The sequence below is a fragment of the Pseudoalteromonas caenipelagi genome, from assembly GCF_013140855.1.
Taxonomy (GTDB): domain Bacteria; phylum Pseudomonadota; class Gammaproteobacteria; order Enterobacterales; family Alteromonadaceae; genus Pseudoalteromonas; species Pseudoalteromonas caenipelagi.
In genome coordinates, this window is the sequence record NZ_JABBPG010000001.1 from 111871 (window position 1) to 132859 (window position 20989).

The window sequence follows — 20989 nt, forward strand, 5'->3', positions numbered from 1 at the left end:
GAGAGGCGATATGAAAAAATATAGTGTGTATATTTGGGCTACTTTAGCGGCAATAGTGAGTATGTGGGTATTGGCCCAACCGGATGCTGTTAAAACACCACCACAAGCAAGTTCTCATATTAAAACACTTGTACTGGGTTCGGGTTGCTTTTGGGGGGCTGAAAAACGCTATGAGGCGATGCAAGGCGTACTGGACGCACAATCAGGCTATGCGGATGGCTCAGGCTTTAAAGCAAGTTATAAGGCCATAACACAAGCAAAAAGGCGCTTTGACGAAAATAACTATGCGGAAGTTGTTAAAGTTACCTACAACGCTAATATGCTAAGTACAGAGCAGTTATTGATGCGCTATTTTGAGAGTCATGACCCAACGCAAAAAAACCGTCAAGGCAATGACATTGGCACCCAATATCGTTCAATTATTTTATACAGTGAGCCAGAACAGCAGGCAGTTGCAGTAAAGCTGCAAGCGCAATATCAAGCGCTGTTAAGTGAAGCAGGCTATGGTGAAATTAAAACGCAAATTAAATCTTTAGATGCCTTTTATCCAGCTGAAGAGTACCACCAAAATTACTTGGCAAAGAACCCAAATGGTTATTGCCCTGATCACTCAACAGGTGTTGTGTTTAAGGAAAAGCACCATAAACAACCAAACAATAAAGCACTTTTGGTGGGTAAGCATATTGTTGTCGTTGATTCGCAAAGCTACTGTCCTTATTGTGAAAAGCTAAAAAAAACCGTGCTGAATGATTATCAAGGCAGTATTCCTTTACATTTTAGATATGCGAATCAGCTTAAGGGACTTACTTTAACCACAGCGACCTGGGCAACCCCAACTATCTTATTTATAGAGCAAGGGAAAGAGGTTTATGGTCATCAAGGGTTGATAAATAAAGACGATTTTTATCGCGCCTTGGGCGTGTTCAAATTAGGAGATAGCGAAGCTTACAAGGTGGCATTTAATAGCAAAACGGACGCGCCATTTTGCAAACAATATGACTTGTTTAAAAACAGCAAAGAAGGGATATTTATCGATAAACTCAGTGGCGCTGCTTTATTTGATACCAAAGACAGATTCAACTCAGGGACTGGCTGGTTGTCATTTAAACACCCAGTGAAAGGCAGCGTCACCTATCATGAAGATAATAGTCATGGTATGCGCCGTACTGAGATCCGTTCAAAATCCAGTGGTATTCATTTAGGCCATGTGTTTGCAAAAGAAGGGCCTGGAGGAGCTGATCGATATTGTATTAATGCGACAGTATTAGAGTTTGTTCCAAAAGATAAATTATGAGATAAAAAAAACCCCTCGTGAGAGGGGTTTTGGGTAACTCAGCGCCATTGGCACTGGGAATGAGGTCGGTACATGGTGTTAGGCAAACTGCATTTCAGGAATATCGCCATTGACGATTAGCTTACCTGCTGTTTTGCTTATAATTTCATCAACACTAACACCCGGCGCGCGTTCTAGCAAATGAAATGCGCCGTCTTTTACTTCTAACACAGCTAAGTCAGTTACGATCTTTTTGACACAATTCACACCCGTTAGTGGCAAAGTACATGCTTCTAACAGTTTTGAATCGCCGTGTTTACTTGCATGGGTCATAGTAACAATGATGTTTTGTGCGCCGGCAACTAAGTCCATCGCACCGCCCATGCCTTTAATTAACTTTTTCGGGATCATCCAAGACGCAATATTGCCTTGTTGATCAACTTCGAATGCACCTAGAACCGTTAAGTCTACATGACCACCCCTGATCATGGCAAAACTATCTGCACTATTAAATATTGCAGCACCTGTCGCAGCTGTCACGGTTTCTTTACCCGCGTTGATCATATCCGCGTCAACTTGGTCTTCAGTTGGGTACGGACCCATGCCTAATAAGCCATTTTCTGATTGCAGCATTACTTCAATCCCCTCTGGGACGTAATTCGCCACAAGGGTAGGAATACCAATTCCTAAATTGACGTAAAAACCGTCTTGTAGCTCTTGGGCTACGCGCATTGCTACTTGTTCACGTGATAAAGCCATTATAATTCTCCTTATTTACGCGTAGTAACACGCTCAATGCGTTTTTCAAAGTTGCCTTTGATCACGCGGTTAACGTAAATACCTGGGGTATGAATTTGGCTTGGTTCTAATTCACCAGGTTCAACAATTTCTTCAACTTCAGCGACCGTAATTTTGCCAGCGGTCGCAGCCATAGGGTTGAAGTTCATCGCTGTGTGGCGAAACACAAGATTACCATAACGGTCTGCTTTCCACGCTTTAACAATCGCAAACTCGCCAGTGATTGATTCTTCTAAAATGTAAGGGCGGCCGTCAAACTCTTTGACTTCTTTACCCTCAGCTACGGGCGTACCGTAGCCCGTAGCTGTGTAAAATGCTGGAATACCCGCACCACCAGCGCGCATTTTTTCTGCAAGTGTCCCTTGTGGTGTTAGTTCAACATCAATGATGCCATCAAGCAATTGCTGTTCAAATAAAGCATTTTCACCAACGTAAGACGCAATGATTTTTTTTATTTGGCGATCGTGTAACAAAATGCCAAGACCAAAATCGTCAACACCACAGTTATTTGACACTACGGTTAGTTCTTTGGTTTGTTTACGCTTAATTTCGTTGATCAAGCCTTCTGGAATACCACACAATCCGAAGCCGCCAGCAATGATGGTATCACCATCTTTTAATCCATCCATTGCTTCGGCATAGCTTGTTACTACTTTATCGAAACCGGCCATTAGCCCACTCCTAAAGATTGTTTATTGTTCAATATGCATCAGTCTGTAAATAACGCATAAATTATGTATATTTTTTATTCGCACTTCGCTTTTAAAGCCAAAGAGACTTTGCTCACTGGGGGCTTATTAAGCGCCTCGCAAATTGCCCAGCCAGCTTTGGCTAGTCTTTCTAAATCAATTTGGGGGTCAATGCCAAGCCCTTGCAGTAAGTAAACAACATCCTCTGTGGCAACATTTCCTGACGCACCTTTTGCATAAGGGCAGCCACCTAAACCGGCGACGGCGCTATCAAGTGTTGAAATGCCCATTTCAAGCGCTTTACTAATGTTTGCTAAAGCTTGTCCGTAGGTGTCATGAAAATGCACCGCAAGCTTATCAGCACTGATGTGTTCGAGCAGAAGGGTCAGTAACGACTGTACCTTATTTGGCGTGCCAACACCGATGGTGTCGCCAAGGCTCACTTCGTAACAACCCATAGCCAACAATTGTTTACACACATCAAGCACGACCTCTGGTTCGACCTCACCTTGATATGGACAGCCAAGTACGCAGCTCACATAACCGCGTACTTTTACGCCGCGCTGCTTAGCTAGTTCCACAACGGGTTTAAATCGTTCAATACTTTCATCAATCGAACAATTGATGTTTTTTTGTGTGAACGCTTCGCTGGCTGCGGTAAAAATGGCAAACTCTTTAATGCCCACGTCAAGTGCAGCTTCAGCGCCTTTTAAATTTGGGGTCAACGCACTAAAAGTAACGTTAGGGTGAATGCCTAACCCTTTGATAACATCTGTTGAGTCGGCCATTTGTGGCACCCATTTGGGCGATACAAAGGCGCCTGCTTCGATATTTTTAAGACCTGCGTCACACAGTGCATTAATGAGCGTGATTTTTTGCTCTGTAGTTACACTTGCTTCGTTTTGTAAGCCATCACGAGCACCCACTTCTACTATTCGAACACTTGTCGGATATGCCATGTTATGCCTCCACAGGCTCTACAATTGCCAGCATGTCGCCGTGGCTAACCAATGCGCCTTCTGCAAAGCAATAACTGGTTAATGTGCCATCAAATGGTGCATTCAAAGTATATTCCATTTTCATCGCTTCAATGATCACCACGGCATCACCTTTACTTACTTGGCTGTTAAGCGGTTGTAGATGTTTCACAACAGTTCCGTTAAGTGGCGCAGCCAGTGGTGCGGCTTCGTGCTCATGCTCACTGATATAATGCTTAGACTTCAGCTCAAAAGTGTGTGCATGCGCTTGATACATCACAGTAATAGAGTCATCTTCAACAACTACATTCGCTTGATATTTTTTACCGTCAATGATGGCATTAAGCAGGGTCTGTTCAAGCGATGCGCTGATGCTAATTGCTTTGCCTTCGTGTTCAACGCTTATTAATTCGTTGCTTAATGTCGCTTCAACAGGTCCATCAAAAAATGGTACGTTTACTTTTGCGCTTTGGTTTAATCTAAAACCCAGCGAACTTTGCCAAGGTGTATTATTTTTACGAGGCATAGTATGGTTAATAAATGCAGCCACCGCGAGTAAGATCATCTGCGCAAGAGGCTCAGGTTGCTGAGTAAGCGTGTCTGTTTGGCTATCGATAAAGTGTGTATCAGGCGCGCCCGCAACAAAAGTTGGGTGACCTGACAAATGATGCAAAAATGCAATGTTACTTTTTACGCCAGCAAGATGTACCTCTTCTAATGCATGATGCAATTTCAACAAGGCAGTTTCGCGATCTGGCCCATGCACAATGAGCTTGGCAATCATTGGGTCGTAAAACGAGCTGATCTCTGCGCCCGTTTGCACACCGGTATCAATACGCACCCCTTCACTTTCTTGGGGAAATGACAAGTGCGTCAGCTCACCAGAGAACGGCATAAAGTTTTCGCGTGGGTCTTCGGCGTAGATACGCGCTTCAAAGCTATGACCATTTAACTCAATGTCATCTTGCGTTAACGGCAGTGGCTGATTGTTGGCAACACGAATTTGCCACTCAACTAAGTCTAAGCCTGTGACCATTTCTGTGACAGGGTGTTCTACTTGCAGACGCGTGTTCATCTCCATAAAGAAGAACTCTTCGCCGCATAATAAAAACTCAACGGTACCAGCGCCACGATAGTTGATGGCTTTGGCACAGCGCACCGCTGCTTCTCCCATTTCTTTGCGTAAGAAATCAGTGAGACCGGGAGCAGGGGCTTCTTCAATTACTTTTTGGTGGCGACGTTGTAGTGAACAGTCTCTGTCACCCAAATACACGCAGTTACCATGATTGTCAGCAAACACTTGTACTTCAACGTGACGAGGTGTATCAACATAGCGTTCTAACAACACGAGGTCATTACCAAACCCTGCCAGCGCTTCTCGTTTGGCGCCATCAAGTGCGGCCAAAAATTCATTACTTTGGCGCACCACACGCATGCCTTTACCGCCACCACCAAACGCGGCTTTGATAAGTACGGGGTAACCAATTTTTTCAGCTTCAGCGGCTAAAAAGTCGCTATCTTGCTTTTGACCATAGTAGCCCGGCACTAAAGGAACACTTGCTTGTGCCATAATTTCTTTGGCTCGGGTTTTTGAACCCATAGCTTCAATTGAGCTGGCCAATGGTCCAATAAATGCGATACCCGCATTTTCACAGGCTTGCGCAAAAGTGTTGTTTTCAGATAAAAAGCCATAGCCTGGGTGCACGCAGTCTGCACCAGCTAATTTGGCAACTTCCAGTATTTTATCTGCAACTAAATATGAGTCTTTACTGGGCGCAGGACCAATATGATAGGCTTCATCCGCCAGTTTCACATGCAAAGCATTGGCATCAGCATCTGAGTATACCGCGACAGTTTTTAAACCCAGTCGTTTGGCTGTTTTCATAACGCGGCAGGCGATTTCACCACGGTTTGCAATGAGGATCTTTTTCAACATGATTTATCCCTTACTGTTTTGCCGCGTTTTGCCAACTTGGCGCACGCTTTTCAAAAAAGGCACTTAAGCCTTCTTGCCCTTCAGGGCTTACTCTAATCTCAGCGATACGTTTGGCTGTGTGCGCTATTAACGGCTCGTCTATTTCTTTATTTGCTACTTCATTGATAAGTGATTTAGCTGATTGCACCGCAGCTGGACCATTGTTCAATAAGGTATCGATAAAATACTGCTGGCTCTTTTCTAGGTCGTCGCTGATTTCATGGATTAAACCCAAAGATAGTGCTTGTTCAGCTTTAAATACTTCGGCTGTTAAGAAGTAGCGACGCGCTTGACGCTCGCCAATGGCTTTAATTACATAAGGGCTGATAACTGCAGGGATAAGGCCCAGTTTTACTTCACTTAAGCAAAATTTTGCATCGACTGTTGCAACAGCAATATCGCAACACGCAATCAGGCCTAATGCACCGCCAAATGCTGCCCCTTGCACCAAACATAATGTTGGGTGAGGTGAAGTTGCAAGTACAGACATTAACTTGGCAAGTTTGGCGGAGTCGGCAACGTTTTCATCGTAATTGTTGTTCGCCATTGATTTCATCCAGCCAAGATCTGCACCTGCTGAAAAGTGTTTGCCTTGTGTTTTAAGCACAAGGGCACGGATCTCAAGGCTATTGGCATGCTCAATACACTGAATAAGCTCAGCAATTACGGCATCGTCGAACGCATTATGTTTTTCTGGGCGACTTAACTCTAAAATCGCCACTTTTGTTTTTGTTATCGTTAAAGTGACCGACATAGTCTGCTCCTATTACATTCTGAAGATGCCAAATTTTGACTCTTTGCGTGGTGCATTTGCGGCTGCTTCAAGCGCAAGACCTAATACAGTGCGGGTATCTGAAGGGTCAATAATACCATCGTCCCACAGGCGTGCACTGGCGTAATAAGGATGACCTTGTTGCTCGTACTGTTCGATGATTGGCTTTTTAAAAGCAGCCACTTCTTCATCGTTCATACTTTCACCTTTACGTGCTAGACCGTCTTGACGAACTTGCGTTAGTACGCCCGCGGCTTGCTCACCACCCATCACGGAAATACGGGCATTTGGCCACATCCACATCATGGTTGGTTCATAAGCTCTACCACACATTCCGTAGTTCCCAGCGCCATATGAGCCACCAATTAATACAGTAAACTTAGGCACGTCAGCACACGACACAGCAGTTACCATCTTCGCACCATGTTTAGCAATACCTTCAGCTTCGTATTTTTGCCCTACCATAAAGCCGGTGATGTTTTGTAAAAACAGCAGTGGAATATCGCGTTGTGCACATAACTGAATAAAGTGTGCCCCTTTTTGGGCAGATTCAGAGAATAAGATTCCGTTGTTGGCGACGATACCAACAGGGTGACCATAGATTTCGGCAAAGCCTGTTACCAATGTTTCGCCAAAATAGCGTTTGAATTCGTCAAACTGAGAATCATCCACAACACGGGCAATGACTTCACGAACATCGAAGGGTTTTTTCAAGTCGGTGCCTACAATGCCATATACTTCACGAATATCGTAGCGTGGTGGTTTTACGTCTTTTAAAATAGGGCGAGTGGGGCGCTGGTGGTTGATACGAGCGATACATTGGCGGGCAATAGATAAAGCATGCTCGTCATTTTCCGCATAGTGATCGGCAACACCTGAGGTTTTACAGTGTACATCCGCGCCACCTAAATCTTCAGCACTGACTTCTTCACCTGTGGCTGCTTTAACCAGCGGTGGACCTGCTAAGAAAATAGTCCCTTGTTCTTTTACTATGATGCTTTCATCGGCCATTGCTGGTACATACGCACCGCCTGCGGTACAAAGACCCATAACCACAGCAATTTGTGGAATACCTTTGGCTGACATACGCGCTTGATTGTAGAATATACGACCAAAGTGCAGCTTGTCTGGGAATACTTCATCTTGCTCTGGTAAGTTAGCACCGCCTGAGTCTACCAAGTAGATACAAGGTAAATGGCACCGCTCAGCAATTTCTTGGGCACGCAGGTGCTTTTTCACCGTCAGTGGAAAGTAAGTACCGCCTTTAACGGTGGCATCATTACCTACAATCATGCATTCAATGCCTTGCACACGGCCAATACCCGCAACCACACCTGCACAGGGAATGTCTTGCTCATACACACCAAAAGCTGCAAATTGTGAGATCTCTAAAAAGGGTGAGCCTTCGTCGAGTAGGGTGTTAATGCGGTCACGAACAAACAATTTACCGCGGCTTTGATGACGGGCGATGAGGGCTTCACCGCCGCCTTGAGATAACGTAGCGACTTTGTCGTTTAAATCAGCAACCAGCGAAGCCATGGCTTCGCTGTTTGCTTTAAACTGACTGTCGTGAGGGTTAACTGAAGAGTTAAGTACAGTCATGTTTTATCCTTAGCGGCTTTCTGTGAAAAGCTCTCGTCCGATTAGCATACGGCGAATTTCTGAAGTACCCGCGCCGATTTCATATAGTTTTGCATCACGTAATAAACGGCCAGTGGCATATTCGTTGATATAGCCATTACCGCCTAAAATTTGAATCGCATCTAACGCCATTTTTGTTGCCAATTCGGCAGCGTATAGAATGGCACCCGCGGCATCTTTACGGGTTGTTTCACCACGGTCACAGGCTTTTGCTACTGTGTAAACGTATGAACGAGCGGCATTCATCTGCGTATACATGTCTGCGATTTTGCCTTGGATAAGCTGGAATTCACCAATAGACTGGTTAAATTGCTTACGCTCGTGAATATAAGGCACAACGATGTCCATACATGCTTGCATAATGCCCAGAGGGCCTGCTGCAAGTACTACACGCTCGTAGTCTAGGCCACTCATCAGTACTTTAACGCCTTCGTTTAAACCACCAAGAATGTTTTCTTCAGGCACTTCGCAGTCTTCAAATACCAATTCACACGTGTTTGAACCACGCATACCTAGTTTGTCTAGTTTTTGCGCAGTAGAGAAGCCAGGAAAATCTTTTTCAACCAAAAATGCGGTGATCCCTTTTGAACCCGCGTTTAAGTCAGTCTTAGCGTAAATCACCAAAACATCTGCATCTGGGCCATTGGTGATCCACATTTTATTGCCGTTTAAAATGTACTTATCGCCTTTTTTCTCGGCTTTAAGTTTCATTGATACCACGTCAGAGCCAGCATTTGGCTCACTCATCGCAAGCGCACCGATATGCTCACCGCTGATTAACTTTGGTAGATATTTACGCTTTTGTGCGTCGTTACCGTTACGGTTGATTTGGTTAACACACAAGTTTGAGTGTGCGCCGTAGCTTAAACCAATTGAGGCACTGGCACGGCTTATTTCTTCCATCGCAACGACGTGCTCAAGATAACCCATGCCTGCACCACCGAACTCTTCAGGCACAGTGATACCTAATAAACCCATATCACCAAATTGTGGCCACAGTTGATTTGGGAAGCTGTTGTCTAAGTCTGTTTTTTCTGCCAGTGGGGCGATTTCTGCGGTTGCAAAACTATTAACATGATCGCGGATCATGTCGGCAGTTTCGCCTAAACCAAAATTCATTTCTTTATATAAAGATACGGTACTCATAATAGTTATCCTGTGAGAGGTTATTCTTCTAAATTCTTTAACGTGTCGCGGCAACGGCGCTCGGCTGTGACCAGCTCCATCAACACAACTTTAATGTCGTCCATTTGTTGACTTAAGTCGGCTTTTTTCTCTTCGATAAGTTGCAACATGGTTGACAGCTGTTTAGCGCTTGATTTATCAGCGTCATACAGCTCAAATAAACGGCCAGTTTCTGCCAATGTAAAGCCCAAACGCTTGCCCCTGAGGATCAGTTTTAAACGCACTTTGTCGCGTTTTGAGTAAACACGGGTTTGTCCGTGACGTTCGGGAGATAGCAAGCCCTGATCTTCATAAAAGCGTATGCTGCGCGTTGTAATATCAAATTCTTTCGCTAACTCGCTGATTGAGTAGGTTTCTTCGTTATGGTTATCTTGCATGATTATTTACACATTGACTTCAATACTGATTTGTCCAATATAAGTGAAGTTTACGTAAAGGTAAAGCTGTGAGTGAAAATCATGCTTTAGTATTAGGTGGGGTGTAAGTGATTTATATGACAAAAAATCACCACGAAACTGAGTAAAAACGCCATCTGGAAAGCTAGGTGTGCAATAAATGTTTACAAAACCAGACATCGCACTTTGCTTGATTTTAGATTTACGTTGGCGTAAACGTAAATATTATGTATGCTCAAATTAATTAATAAATCGTTTAAGCAGGATGCCATAACTAAGGGTATCTGTGAATAGGAGTTTAAAATGAGTAATGATGCTGTAGTCATCGTAGCCGCAAAACGTACCCCTATGGGTGGCTTTATGGGCGCTTTATCTGGCGCCAGTGCAACGGATTTAGGCGCAAGTGCGATTAAAAGCGTGATGACTGAAACGGGCTTAAGTGATGCGTCAATCGATGAAGTGATCATGGGCTGTGTGTTACCAGCAGGCTTAGGTCAAGCACCAGCACGTCAAGCTATGCTGCATGCGGGTCTTGCACGCTCAACAGGCGCAACCACCATTAACAAAGTATGTGGTTCAGGCTTAAAAGCGGCGATGTTAGCACATGATCTAATAAAAGCTGGCAGCATCAATTCGGCGATTGCAGGCGGTATGGAAAGCATGACTAACTCGCCTTATTTCATTCCTAAAGCGCGCGGTGGCATGCGTATGGGCCACGGTGAAATAAAAGATCACATGATGGCTGACGGTTTAGAAGATGCCTATGACAACAAAGCGATGGGTTGTTTTGCGCAAGACACCGCAGATCAATACGGCATTACTCGAGAGCAAATGGATGAGTTTGCTTTAGGCTCTTTAAGCAAAGCCAATGCAGCCATTGAAAATGGCAGCTTTACGAACGAGGTTACACCGGTTGTTTTATCTACTCGCAAAGGTGATGTAGAGGTAGGCATTGACGAGCAACCAGGTAATGCGCGCCCTGAAAAAATACCTAGTCTACGTCCTGCATTCAAAAAAGACGGCACTGTAACGGCGGCTAACTCTTCATCAATTTCTGATGGTGCTGCAGCACTTATGTTAATGAGCGAGTCTGAAGCGAAACGTCACGGTTTAACACCACTTTGTAAGATTGCAGGTCACGCAACACACTCTCAGTTGCCTTCTGAATTTACATTAGCACCTGTAGGCGCGATGAATACTTTGTTAGAGCGCGCAGGTTGGAGCAAAGACGATGTTGATCTTTGGGAGATCAACGAAGCGTTTGCCATGGTGACTATGCTAGCTATCAATGAAATGGGCTTAGACAGCAACAAAGTTAACGTAAACGGCGGTGCTTGTGCTCTTGGTCACCCAATTGGCGCAAGTGGCGCACGTATTTTAGTAACGCTTATCCACGCGCTACGTAATCGTGGTTTATCTAAAGGTATCGCATCACTGTGTATTGGTGGTGGTGAAGCCGTGGCTCTAGCGGTAGAAGTCTAAATACAATTTTTAGGGCACCATAATGACAGGCAAGACAATTATTATAGCCTTTGGTGCCATGACACATAATCTGGGGAGGAGTGCACAATGCACCATGTACCTTTATACATCAACGGCGAATTCACACAATCATCAACCGACAAATGGATTGATGTTGTAAACCCTGCAACTCAAGAAGTTCTTGCGCAAGTACCTTGTGCAACAGAGCAAGAAATGCGCGCAGCAATTGACTCTGCACAAGAAACCTTTAAAACATGGAAAGAAATACCAGTCACTGAGCGCGCCCGCATAATGATGCGTTATGCTGCGCTGTTAAAAGAGCACCATGATGAAATTGCGACAATCATCTGTCACGAACTTGGCAAAACGTTTGAAGATGCAAAAGGTGACGTTTGGCGTGGTATTGAAGTGGTTGAGCAAGCGGCCAATGCGCCATCAATGATGATGGGTGAAACGGTAGAAAACGTAGCTCGTAAGATTGACACTTACTCATATATGCAACCATTAGGTGTATGTGCGGGTATTACACCATTTAACTTCCCAGCGATGATCCCACTATGGATGTTCCCAATGGCTATTGTCTGTGGGAACACGTTTATTCTTAAGCCGTCAGAGCAAGACCCACTCACGCCAATGCGCTTGGTTGAGTTATTTGAAGAAGCTGGCGCACCGAAAGGCGTTTTACAAGTTGTTCATGGTGCCAAAGAGCAAGTAGATCAGATTTTAGAAGCGCCTGAGATTCGCGCTATCTCGTTTGTTGGTTCTTGTGGAGTAGGTCAATATATTTACTCTAAAGGCACGCAACACCTTAAACGCGTGCAAGCATGTGTTGGCGCTAAAAACCACATGGTGATCATGCCAGATTCTAAAAAAGAGCAATTGATCAATAACCTAGTTGGTTCTTCAGTGGGTGCTGCAGGTCAACGTTGTATGGGGATTTCGGTCGCTGTATTTGTTGGTCAATCTAAAGAATGGGTGAATGACTTAAAAGAAGCGCTTGCTAAAGTTCGCCCTGGTATTTGGAATGACCCAGAAGCGGCTTACGGGCCACAAACAACACCGCAAGCTAAAGCGCGTATTTTGTCATTGATTGAAAGTGCAAAACAACAAGGCGCTACCTGTTTATTAGATGGGTCTGATTGCACGGTTGAAGGGTATGAGAAAGGCAACTGGGTTGGTCCAACATTATTTACCGATGTAACGACTGAAATGGACCTATACAAAGAAGAAATCTTTGGTCCGGTGCTGGCATGTATGTTTGTTGATACATTGGAAGAAGCAATCGCCCTTATTAATGCGAGCCCTTACGGAAACGGCACCTCACTGTTTACGTCAAGTGGCGCTGCGGCACGTAAGTTCCAACATGAAATAGAAGTGGGTCAAGTGGGTATAAACGTACCAATTCCTGTGCCACTGCCGTTTTTCTCATTCACAGGTTGGAAAGGGTCGTTCTACGGCGACCAACACACTTACGGTAAGCAAGGTGTCCGTTTTTACACAGAAACCAAAACCATTACCTCACGTTGGTTTGAAGACGATATCGCGTCTGGTCCAAATATGAGTATTAACCTGAAGTAATTCAGCGTTTCAAAGAATATTACAATAATTATTAACTAAGCCAGAGTTTATCTGGCTTAGTCATCAACACAACAAGAGGTCTTTATGGACTTTAATCTAACCGAAGATCAACAGGCATTCGCCGAAACTGCGTATCAATTTGCAATGAGCGAACTGGCTCCAAATGCAGCACTTTGGGACCGCGAACATATTTTTCCAAAAGACGTGATTAAAAAAGCCGGTGAGCTTGGCTTTTGTGGTTTATACACGCCAGAAGAGGCGGGTGGCCTTGGTTTATCGCGTTTAGACTCAAGTATAATTTTTGAACAGCTATCAATGGGCTGTACGGCAACGACCGCGATGTTGACCATACACAACATGGCAACTTGGATGATTGCCAGTTTTGGCACTGACGCGGTAAAAGAAAAGTATATTGACCAACTCGTTATGGGTGAACTGCTCGCGTCATATTGTTTAACTGAGCCAGGCTCAGGCTCGGATGCAGCATCGCTTAAAACCAAAGCGGTTAAAGAAGGCGATGAGTACGTATTAAACGGCTCAAAAATGTTTATCTCAGGTGCTGGCGAAACAGACGTACTTGTGGTTATGGCGCGCACTGGCGAAGCAGGTCCAAAAGGGATTTCGGCGTTTGTAGTACCAGCAGATGCTGCTGGCGTTGTATATGGTAAAGCCGAAGAAAAAATGGGCTGGAACGCACAACCTACACGACTAGTAACACTTGAAAATGTACGTATTCCAGCTGGGCACTTACTTGGTCAAGAAGGCGAAGGTTTTAAGTTTGCTATGCAGGGCCTAGACGGCGGTCGTATTAATATTGCAACTTGCTCGATTGGTACGGCGCAACAAGCGTTGAATACCGCAAAACAGTATATGCAAGAGCGCGAGCAATTTGGTAAGCCACTTGCTGCATTTCAAGCATTGCAGTTTAAAATTGCAGATATGAACACCGAGCTTGTGGCGGCGCGACAAATGGTGCGCTTAGCAGCATTTAAATTGGATACCAACGACAGCGAAAAAACCACTTACTGTGCCATGGCAAAACGCTTTGCAACCGATGTGGGCTTTAAAGTATGTGACGATGCGCTGCAAATTCATGGCGGTTACGGTTACATCAAAGAATACCCGCTAGAGCGTCATGTGCGTGATGTACGCGTACACCAGATTTTAGAAGGTACTAACGAGATCATGCGTGTGATCATCGCACGCCGTATTTTAGCTGAGGGCGCAGCAAGCGTTTTATAAGGAGAACATCATGAGTGCACAATTAAAACTTGAAAAACAAGGCAACACTGCAGTTATCACCATGAGCAATCCACCTGCAAACACGTGGACGCGCGATACCTTAGTTGGATTAAAAGAGCTCGTAAACGAATTAAACGCAGATAAAAACATTTATGCGTTGGTGATCACCGGTGAAGGTGAAAAGTTCTTCTCGGCGGGTGCCGACCTAAACGTATTTGCCAGCGGCGATAAAGGCGTAGCTGCAGATATGTCACGTGTATTTGGTGAAGCGTTTGAAACACTGAGTGATTTTAGAGGCGTGTCTATTGCTGCAATCAATGGTTTTGCAATGGGCGGTGGCCTTGAAGTTGCTCTTGCTTGTGATATTCGTATCGCCGAAGCGCAAGCACAAATGGCACTACCAGAGGCCAAAGTTGGCCTACTACCTTGTGCAGGTGGTACACAAAACCTGTCGTGGTTAGTCGGCGAAGGTTGGGCTAAACGTATGATTTTATGTGGTGAGCGCTTAAAAGCAGATAAAGCCCAGCAAATTGGTTTAGTAGAAGAAGTGGTTGAAACTGGTGAAGCACTTAATGCTGCAATAGCACTGGCAGAAAAAGTAGGTGAGCAAAGTCCTGTTGCTGTTACAGCCTGTAAAGCGCTTATTCAAAAAGGCCGTACTGGAACAATCAATAGTGCGCTACCACTAGAGCGTGAGTTATTTGTGACTTTGTTTGACACCCAAGATCAAAAAGAAGGCGTGAATGCATTCTTAGAAAAACGTAAACCAAACTGGGTGAATGGCTAATGGCAAAGTTACAGTTACTCAATCAAGCTGATGCGCCCGTTATTTTTGAGTTGGCAGATTGCGATAACGGTATGCAGGTTGCGTTTGCCACACTCAATGTGCCAAAAGCGCTGAATGCACTTAACCTTGATATGATCCGTTTACTTGCGCCGCAATTGGATGCTTGGGCCAAAGATGACCAAGTAGCTATGGTGGTGTTAAAAGGCGAAGGTGAAAAAGCATTTTGCGCTGGCGGCGATGTAGTTAGCTTATACAAAGCAATGGCAGCAAATGATGGCAATGATTATGTTCAGACCTTTTTTGCTGAAGAGTATCGCCTAGATTATCAAATTCATACCTACGCTAAGCCAATTCTACTTTGGGGTAACGGTATTATTATGGGTGGTGGTTTAGGTTTGATGGCTGGTGCTAGCCACAAAGTGGTCACCGAAACTGCCCGTATTGCTATGCCTGAAATAACCATTGGTTTATACCCAGATGTAGGTGGCAGCTACTTCCTCAATAAAATGCCACAAGGTGTAGGGTTATTTTTAGGTCTTACTGGTGCGTCGATTAATGCCAGTGATGCACGCTACACCGGCCTTGCAGATCACTTTGTTGATGCTGATAAATACGGTGAACTGTTGGCTGAACTGTTGGGTATTAACTGGGATAAAGCGAGCAGCTCAAATCACGAAAAACTAACCGAAGTGTTATTAGAGCTTGATAAAAACTCAGCGCAGCCACCTAAAAGCGAGCTTAAAGCTATTCAGCCGCAACTTGATGAACTTGATTCGTTAAGCTCATTGCAGGCGCAAGTTGACTACATTTTGGCGTTACCGAGCGATGACAACAAATGGTTGAGTCGTGCTCAAAAATCACTAAAACATGGCTCAGCACTTAGTGCAGTGCTAGTGAATGAGCAACTTAAAGCTGGTAAAGATAAGAGCCTAAAAGAGTGCTTTATGTTTGAGCTAGGCATGAGTGTGCAAGCAGGTAATGCTGGAGAGTTTCAAGAAGGCGTGCGAGCACTACTCATTGATAAAGATGGTGCGCCGCAATGGCAATTTAACTCAGTCTCTGAGGTAACTGCCAGCACAATTAAGGCGTTTTTAACGCCAAAATGGGATGAGCAGACACACCCACTGGCGGATATGTAAGGAGCAGAACATGGCAAAGATTGGATTTATAGGCCTAGGCAATATGGGCGGCCCAATGGCAAGCAACCTTGTTAAAGCGGGCCATATCGTTACGGTTTTTGATTTAAACGAAAGCGCAGTGAACGATCTAACTATACAAGGCGCAAAAGCGGCAGAGACCGTTGAGCAAGTTTGTGTAGATGCAGAATTTGTAGTGAGCATGCTGCCAGCGGGTAAGCATGTACGCATGATCTACTGTGGTGAAAATGGTTTAATTAACCATCTAGATAAATCAACTTTAGTAATTGATTGCTCAACCATTGATGCAGAATCGGCGCAGTTTGTTGGCGGCGAGCTGGCAAAAGCAGGCATTAGCTTTGTTGACGCGCCAGTATCTGGCGGAGTGGCAGGCGCAGCTGCGGGCACGCTAACCTTTATAGTGGGTGGCAGTGATGCCGACTTTAACCGTGCTAACAGTATTTTAACCGACATGGGTAAAAACATATTTCATGCGGGGAATATTGGTGCCGGGCAAGTTGCTAAAATTTGCAACAACATGCTGTTGAGTATTTTAATGGCTGGAACCAGTGAAGCGTTGCAGATGGGTATTGATCACGGCTTAGACCCTAAGGTGCTCAGCGAGATCATGCTCAACAGCTCTGGCCGAAACTGGACGTTAGAGCTTTATAATCCATGCCCAAATGTACAAGAGAATGTACCGAGTTCAAATGGCTATAAACCAGGTTTTATGGTTGACTTAATGGCCAAAGACTTAGGTCTTGCGCAGCAAGCCGCACAGCAAACCAACTCGGCAACACCATTAGGTGCGATGGCCAAAAACTTATACAACCTGATGCAAAATCAAGGCAAAGGCGCAGAAGACTTTAGCGCAATTTTTAAATTATATAGTGAAAAGTAACCCTATGGATATTAACAATAAAACCGTAGTGATCACCGGTGGTGCGCAGGGCTTAGGCTTTGCAATGGCAACCGAAATGGCAAAGCTAGGCGCAAATCTTGCGCTGATCGATATGCAAGAAGACGTGCTAGCCAGTGCTAAGACTGAATTGAGTAAACTAGGCACGCAGGTGCACACCTACATCGCTAACGTGAGTGTTGAAAGTGAAGTAGAGGCAGTATTCAACGCCATCCAAGCAGATTGCGGCAATATTGCAGTATTAATTAACAACGCAGGCATTCTTCGTGATGGTTTATTACTCAAAGCCAAAGAAGGTAAAGTAATCGACAAAATGGCGCTATCGCAATTTCAGTCGGTTATAGATGTAAACCTAACTGGCGTATTCCTGTGTGGCCGTGAAGCAGCGGTTAAAATGGTAGAAGCGGGTGAAGGTGGTGTGATCATCAACATGTCCAGCGTGGCGCGCGCAGGTAACATGGGGCAAACCAATTACTCAGCGGCAAAAGCGGGTGTGGTTGCCATGACTACAAGCTGGGCCAAAGAGCTAGGTCGCTTTGGCATTCGCGTTGGTGCCATTGCACCGGGTGTTATTCGCACAACCATGACCGATGCCATGAAGCCAGAAGCCAAAGAGCGTTTAGTGAAAATGAAGCCAGTAGGGCGCTTAGGTGAGGCTCAAGAAATTGCACATACAGCTAAGTACATCATTGAAAATGACTTTTTCACTGGTCGTGTGGTGGAAATTGACGGCGGTATTCGTTTGTAACTAGGCGTTAAATAAGCATTTTAAAAGGCATGTATGTTTGGTACATGCCTTTTTTATTTGTCGATAGGGCTGCTTGTGTAGGCAAAGGTATTACCAATTACGTGAGTGTAAATTTGTGTGGTTTTAACGTCTTCATGCCCAAGCAACATTTGCACTGTGCCTATATCCGAGCCCGATTGCAACAATTCAGTCGCGAATGAATGCCTAAAAGTGTGCGCTTTTACTCTCTTACATATGTCCGTTTTTAGTAAAGCTACACGCAGTGCTTTGCGGAAAGTTGTTTCATGTAAGTGATGGCGACATATATAGCTATCATACGGATGTACACATCGTGTGCTTGAAGGAAACAGATATTGCCACGCAAAATCTTTCACAGCGTGCTTATATTTTCTGATAAGTGACGGGGGCAAAGATGCCATGCCAAAGCCTTCGTTTAGGTCGCGTTTATGTAATTGTTTTACTCTTTCTATTTGTTGCTGCAATGGCTGATGCAAACTTTTTGGTAGCAGTGTGTAACGGTCTTTTTTACCCTTGCCCCTAAACACAAAAATTGTACCTTGATTAAAGTCTAAATCTTTCACTCTCAAGGATAACGCTTCATTTATACGTAAGCCGCTACCATATAGCATGTTCGCTATGAGCCCATATTTGCTTGGTAAATGACTAATTATTTGCGTGGCTTCATTATGTGTGAGTACGGTAGGCAATGTTTTTTCTACTTGACTAGAAGCGTAATTTAAACCTTTAATTTCTTGTTTAATGATATAGCGGTATAAAAATATGATAGCGCATAGCGCGAGGTTTTGGGTTGCTGCACTTACAAGCCTGTTGCAAGCTAAATGGTTAAGAAAACGCTCAATCTCATGGTTACCCATTTCATCTGGGTGGCGTTTATCATTGAACAAAATAAACCGTTTGATCCAGTGCAGGTAAGCTTTTTCAGTTTTTAAACTATAGCGACGAGTTCTAAGCTCTACGCGTACAGATTCCAAAAAAGGTGACTTGTTCATAGTAAATCCATTTACTGTGGTTTTATACAGGTATAATTTAAGGCATCAAACTTTGCAACTAGAGACCCCGTTAATTTTTGTTCAAATTGTTCACCTGTAGACCTAAAAATCTACCTAACCATTTGATTGCAATGAGTTTTAATTATTTTAGATAAGTTGACTCATTCTCGTTTAAGTAGATTCTCGTTTTGCTCTGTGAGCGTTGTTACTTTTTGAGGACAAAATGGCGGCTAACATGCTAATATTTAGCGCAATTAAATTTGTTAATTGGTGTGTTGTAGGGCTAATGGGTAGAACATTAACGCGAATTCACGCTAATACACTGTTATATTTTCAATAAGGTTTTGAGTAAATGGAAAGTAGTATTACCAAGGACGATGAAGGTTTACCAAAAAATAAATACCGTACTTATTACACAAGGAGTGATTTCTTTTGGAGTATGGTTTCAATCTGGATCGTATTACCTATCGCAGCGACTTTAATTTTCAATTATTTTGGGGTTGATATTGGCGGCATCGAAAAGAGGTTGAAAATAAGCGATGGGCAACTTGTCGGTCGTGGGTTTAGTTTAGATTTATTTTCTGTATGGTTTTTACAAATACCACTTCACATACACAGATGCTATAAACGGGTTTTAGATATGGGGCTTCATAAGTGGTTTACGGTTCTTTTTTGCATACCACCTATTCATTTACTCTTAATTTTTTGGCCGAGTAAGAAAATATAACAAGCGCATTAAGCACGGGACTGCTAACAGTTTGCTCAGTTCCGCTACGCTGCACATTTTAGCAAACTAATGTCAGCCCCTTATGCGGGCGTTAGCAGTACTGAAGCTGGAGAGTTAGTTGTTAGGTTTGATGACACTTTATTTTGTGCTAATTGTATTTGTGGCACCTGTTGTCTTATACACAGTCTTTCGTGGCATTATGTATTTTTTCAAACCACAAAAAAGCAGCCTGTTTAAAATATTTTTAGCTTGGGTTGGTCTTGCCCTAGTACTCTTTATTATCTGGGGTATGCATCAACCATAAATAGTCCTGCTAACAAAACAAATTAAAAAGTGCGGACAAAAATCAGTTGGCTTTGTTCGTTCCTCACAAATTTTAGCCAACTAATTTTTGCCGTTTATTTGCGGCGTTAGGTGCTCCGGTGAAAGAGAGGCTAAATTGAAGCGTTGTGTTCAGTTTAAAATATATTTGGTTTTGTTAATCTTATGCATCATAGGCTACCAATTACAACATACAACCGTTGATAACTTCTTTGTTAACCCGTTTTATATCGGTAGCATGGTACTTGGTATTCTATTAGTAATTAAAGCTTTAGGTTATACCTGCCAAAAGTGTCACAGAAATCAAGTAATGCAAGGTTTTTACAAATATCGCTTACCATCTGCAAATTGTTATAAGTGTGGTAACGATATTGATAAAAATCGCACCTAACAAGTGCCTAAACCAAGAGACGCAAAACAGCAGGCTTGCGCTCCTTCGTCGCTAATTTTAGCCTGCTATTTCGCGCCGGTTAGGCGAGCGTTATATGCCAAAGGGAACTGGATGAAACTTCTTGTCAAAATAGCTTTGAGTCTTGTCACATTAATTACAGCGCTTTATTTTGCTAGTTTCCTTATCTTACCGAGCATCACGATTGTGAATAATTCGGGTGCTACAGTGACTCAAGCGGAAATTGATATACCTAGTAGCCACCTCGACTTCGGTTCTATTTCTATCGGTGCCAGCAATACCCTTCATTATTCTTTGTCGCAACCCAAAGATGGTACGTATCGCTATAAAGTCATCATTGCAAATTCCGTTGCATATCACGGTAATTGCGGATACGTTACCAATAACGAAATAAATAAGCGTGTTGTTATTACGGTGCATAAAGGCAAACAGGTCACATGCACGTAGGCATATAACAAGGCAATTAAGGGCGGACGCATTACACTTGGCTTGCGCTCCTCCGTCGCTAATTTTAGCCAAGTGTTATTTGCCGCTTATTGCGGCGTTATATGCACAGGGGATGTCATGTTTCGAAATAAATGGAAGATCTCTTTCTTCGTTTCTATTTTGCTATTAATTTCAAGCAACTTGTATTGGCTTATAGCATTGATAGATCAAGGCGTTACAAATACTTATTTATCTTATGAATATGATGACGCCAACAAATCAATAAAGAGTTTAGGTGAGCTAATAGTGAAAGGGGCAGCGGAGTATAATCAAAAAGATATTCTCCATCTTCTAAGGCAAGCAAATCCAGACAGCTTTATCGTTGAAGAAGAAAATGTAATTATTACTGAATTTGCTAGGTTTACGTTCGATAATGGAAAACTAGTAAACGTGCAATAGTGCATATAACAAAGTGCTTAAAGGGCGGACACAAAAAGCT

At 43.7% G+C, this 20989-nt stretch carries 20 protein-coding genes; 11 read left to right on the plus strand and 9 right to left on the minus strand.

Annotated features, from left to right (window positions below; genetic code table 11):
* The first annotated feature begins 61 nt into the window (after positions 1-61).
* Positions 62-1294, plus strand: coding sequence for a peptide-methionine (S)-S-oxide reductase MsrA (msrA, locus tag HG263_RS00510; RefSeq protein ID WP_246239863.1), 1233 nt, complete (start codon positions 62-64; stop codon positions 1292-1294).
* Between the two features lie 78 nt (positions 1295-1372).
* On the opposite strand, the gene HG263_RS00515 is transcribed toward msrA, so the two are convergent.
* From HG263_RS00515 to HG263_RS00550, 8 genes are all read right to left on the minus strand, one after another.
* The gene (locus HG263_RS00515; protein ID WP_171624137.1) at positions 1373-2032 is read right to left on the minus strand and encodes a CoA transferase subunit B; all 660 of its coding nucleotides are present in this window, start codon (positions 2030-2032) and stop codon (positions 1373-1375) included.
* Between the two features lie 11 nt (positions 2033-2043).
* The gene (locus tag HG263_RS00520) at positions 2044-2742 is read right to left on the minus strand and encodes a CoA transferase subunit A (protein WP_171624138.1); all 699 of its coding nucleotides are present in this window, start codon (positions 2740-2742) and stop codon (positions 2044-2046) included.
* A gap of 74 nt (positions 2743-2816) precedes the next feature.
* Positions 2817-3719 (minus strand): hydroxymethylglutaryl-CoA lyase, encoded by a 903-nt coding sequence (locus HG263_RS00525; protein ID WP_171624139.1) that lies wholly within the window; start codon positions 3717-3719, stop codon positions 2817-2819.
* A 1-nt stretch (position 3720) separates the two neighbouring features.
* Positions 3721-5673: an acetyl/propionyl/methylcrotonyl-CoA carboxylase subunit alpha gene (locus tag HG263_RS00530; RefSeq protein ID WP_171624140.1), complete on the minus strand. Its 1953-nt coding sequence runs from the start codon at positions 5671-5673 to the stop codon at positions 3721-3723.
* 10 nt (positions 5674-5683) lie between these two features.
* Positions 5684-6466 carry an enoyl-CoA hydratase-related protein gene (locus tag HG263_RS00535; protein WP_171624141.1) on the minus strand — a complete coding sequence of 261 codons (783 nt, stop codon included), beginning with the start codon at positions 6464-6466 and terminating at the stop codon, positions 5684-5686.
* A 12-nt stretch (positions 6467-6478) separates the two neighbouring features.
* On the minus strand, positions 6479-8086 hold the full coding sequence (locus HG263_RS00540) for a carboxyl transferase domain-containing protein (RefSeq protein ID WP_171624142.1): 1608 nt from the start codon (positions 8084-8086) through the stop codon (positions 6479-6481).
* Positions 8087-8095: 9 nt separating this feature from the next.
* Positions 8096-9271, minus strand: a complete 1176-nt coding sequence (locus HG263_RS00545; RefSeq protein WP_171624143.1) for an isovaleryl-CoA dehydrogenase — start codon at positions 9269-9271, stop codon at positions 8096-8098.
* 20 nt (positions 9272-9291) lie between these two features.
* Positions 9292-9687: a MerR family transcriptional regulator gene (locus HG263_RS00550; RefSeq protein ID WP_171624144.1), complete on the minus strand. Its 396-nt coding sequence runs from the start codon at positions 9685-9687 to the stop codon at positions 9292-9294.
* Positions 9688-10008: 321 nt separating this feature from the next.
* Between HG263_RS00550 and HG263_RS00555 the strand changes: the two genes are divergently transcribed.
* The 7 genes from HG263_RS00555 to HG263_RS00585 all read left to right on the plus strand — a co-directional run bounded on the left by HG263_RS00555 (position 10009) and on the right by HG263_RS00585 (position 17597).
* Entirely contained in the window at positions 10009-11187 is a 1179-nt protein-coding gene (locus HG263_RS00555) for a thiolase family protein (protein ID WP_171624145.1), read from the plus strand.
* Positions 11188-11274: 87 nt separating this feature from the next.
* Positions 11275-12765, plus strand: a complete 1491-nt coding sequence (locus HG263_RS00560) for a CoA-acylating methylmalonate-semialdehyde dehydrogenase (RefSeq protein ID WP_171624146.1) — start codon at positions 11275-11277, stop codon at positions 12763-12765.
* A gap of 84 nt (positions 12766-12849) precedes the next feature.
* Positions 12850-14007 carry an acyl-CoA dehydrogenase family protein gene (locus HG263_RS00565; protein ID WP_171624147.1) on the plus strand — a complete coding sequence of 386 codons (1158 nt, stop codon included), beginning with the start codon at positions 12850-12852 and terminating at the stop codon, positions 14005-14007.
* Between the two features lie 10 nt (positions 14008-14017).
* A complete protein-coding gene (locus HG263_RS00570) occupies positions 14018-14794 on the plus strand; it encodes an enoyl-CoA hydratase (RefSeq protein ID WP_171624148.1) in 777 nt (258 codons plus the stop codon).
* Positions 14794-15933: an enoyl-CoA hydratase/isomerase family protein gene (locus HG263_RS00575; protein WP_171624149.1), complete on the plus strand. Its 1140-nt coding sequence runs from the start codon at positions 14794-14796 to the stop codon at positions 15931-15933. Before HG263_RS00570 ends, HG263_RS00575 begins: the two co-directional genes overlap by 1 nt.
* Before the next feature lie 10 nt (positions 15934-15943).
* Positions 15944-16831 (plus strand): 3-hydroxyisobutyrate dehydrogenase, encoded by an 888-nt coding sequence (gene mmsB, locus HG263_RS00580; RefSeq protein WP_171624150.1) that lies wholly within the window; start codon positions 15944-15946, stop codon positions 16829-16831.
* Positions 16832-16835: 4 nt separating this feature from the next.
* Positions 16836-17597, plus strand: coding sequence for an SDR family oxidoreductase (locus HG263_RS00585; RefSeq protein WP_171624151.1), 762 nt, complete (start codon positions 16836-16838; stop codon positions 17595-17597).
* A 53-nt stretch (positions 17598-17650) separates the two neighbouring features.
* Here HG263_RS00585 and HG263_RS00590 read toward each other — a convergent pair whose 3' ends face one another.
* A complete protein-coding gene (locus HG263_RS00590; protein WP_171624152.1) occupies positions 17651-18607 on the minus strand; it encodes an integron integrase in 957 nt (318 codons plus the stop codon).
* Between the two features lie 352 nt (positions 18608-18959).
* On the opposite strand from HG263_RS00590, the gene HG263_RS00595 reads away from it, so the two are divergent.
* The 3 genes from HG263_RS00595 to HG263_RS00605 all read left to right on the plus strand — a co-directional run bounded on the left by HG263_RS00595 (position 18960) and on the right by HG263_RS00605 (position 20949).
* Entirely contained in the window at positions 18960-19334 is a 375-nt protein-coding gene (locus HG263_RS00595; RefSeq protein ID WP_171624153.1) for a hypothetical protein, read from the plus strand.
* A gap of 823 nt (positions 19335-20157) precedes the next feature.
* Entirely contained in the window at positions 20158-20511 is a 354-nt protein-coding gene (locus HG263_RS00600; protein ID WP_171624154.1) for a hypothetical protein, read from the plus strand.
* Between the two features lie 117 nt (positions 20512-20628).
* Positions 20629-20949, plus strand: coding sequence for a hypothetical protein (locus HG263_RS00605; protein ID WP_171624155.1), 321 nt, complete (start codon positions 20629-20631; stop codon positions 20947-20949).
* Positions 20950-20989: the final 40 nt, after the last annotated feature.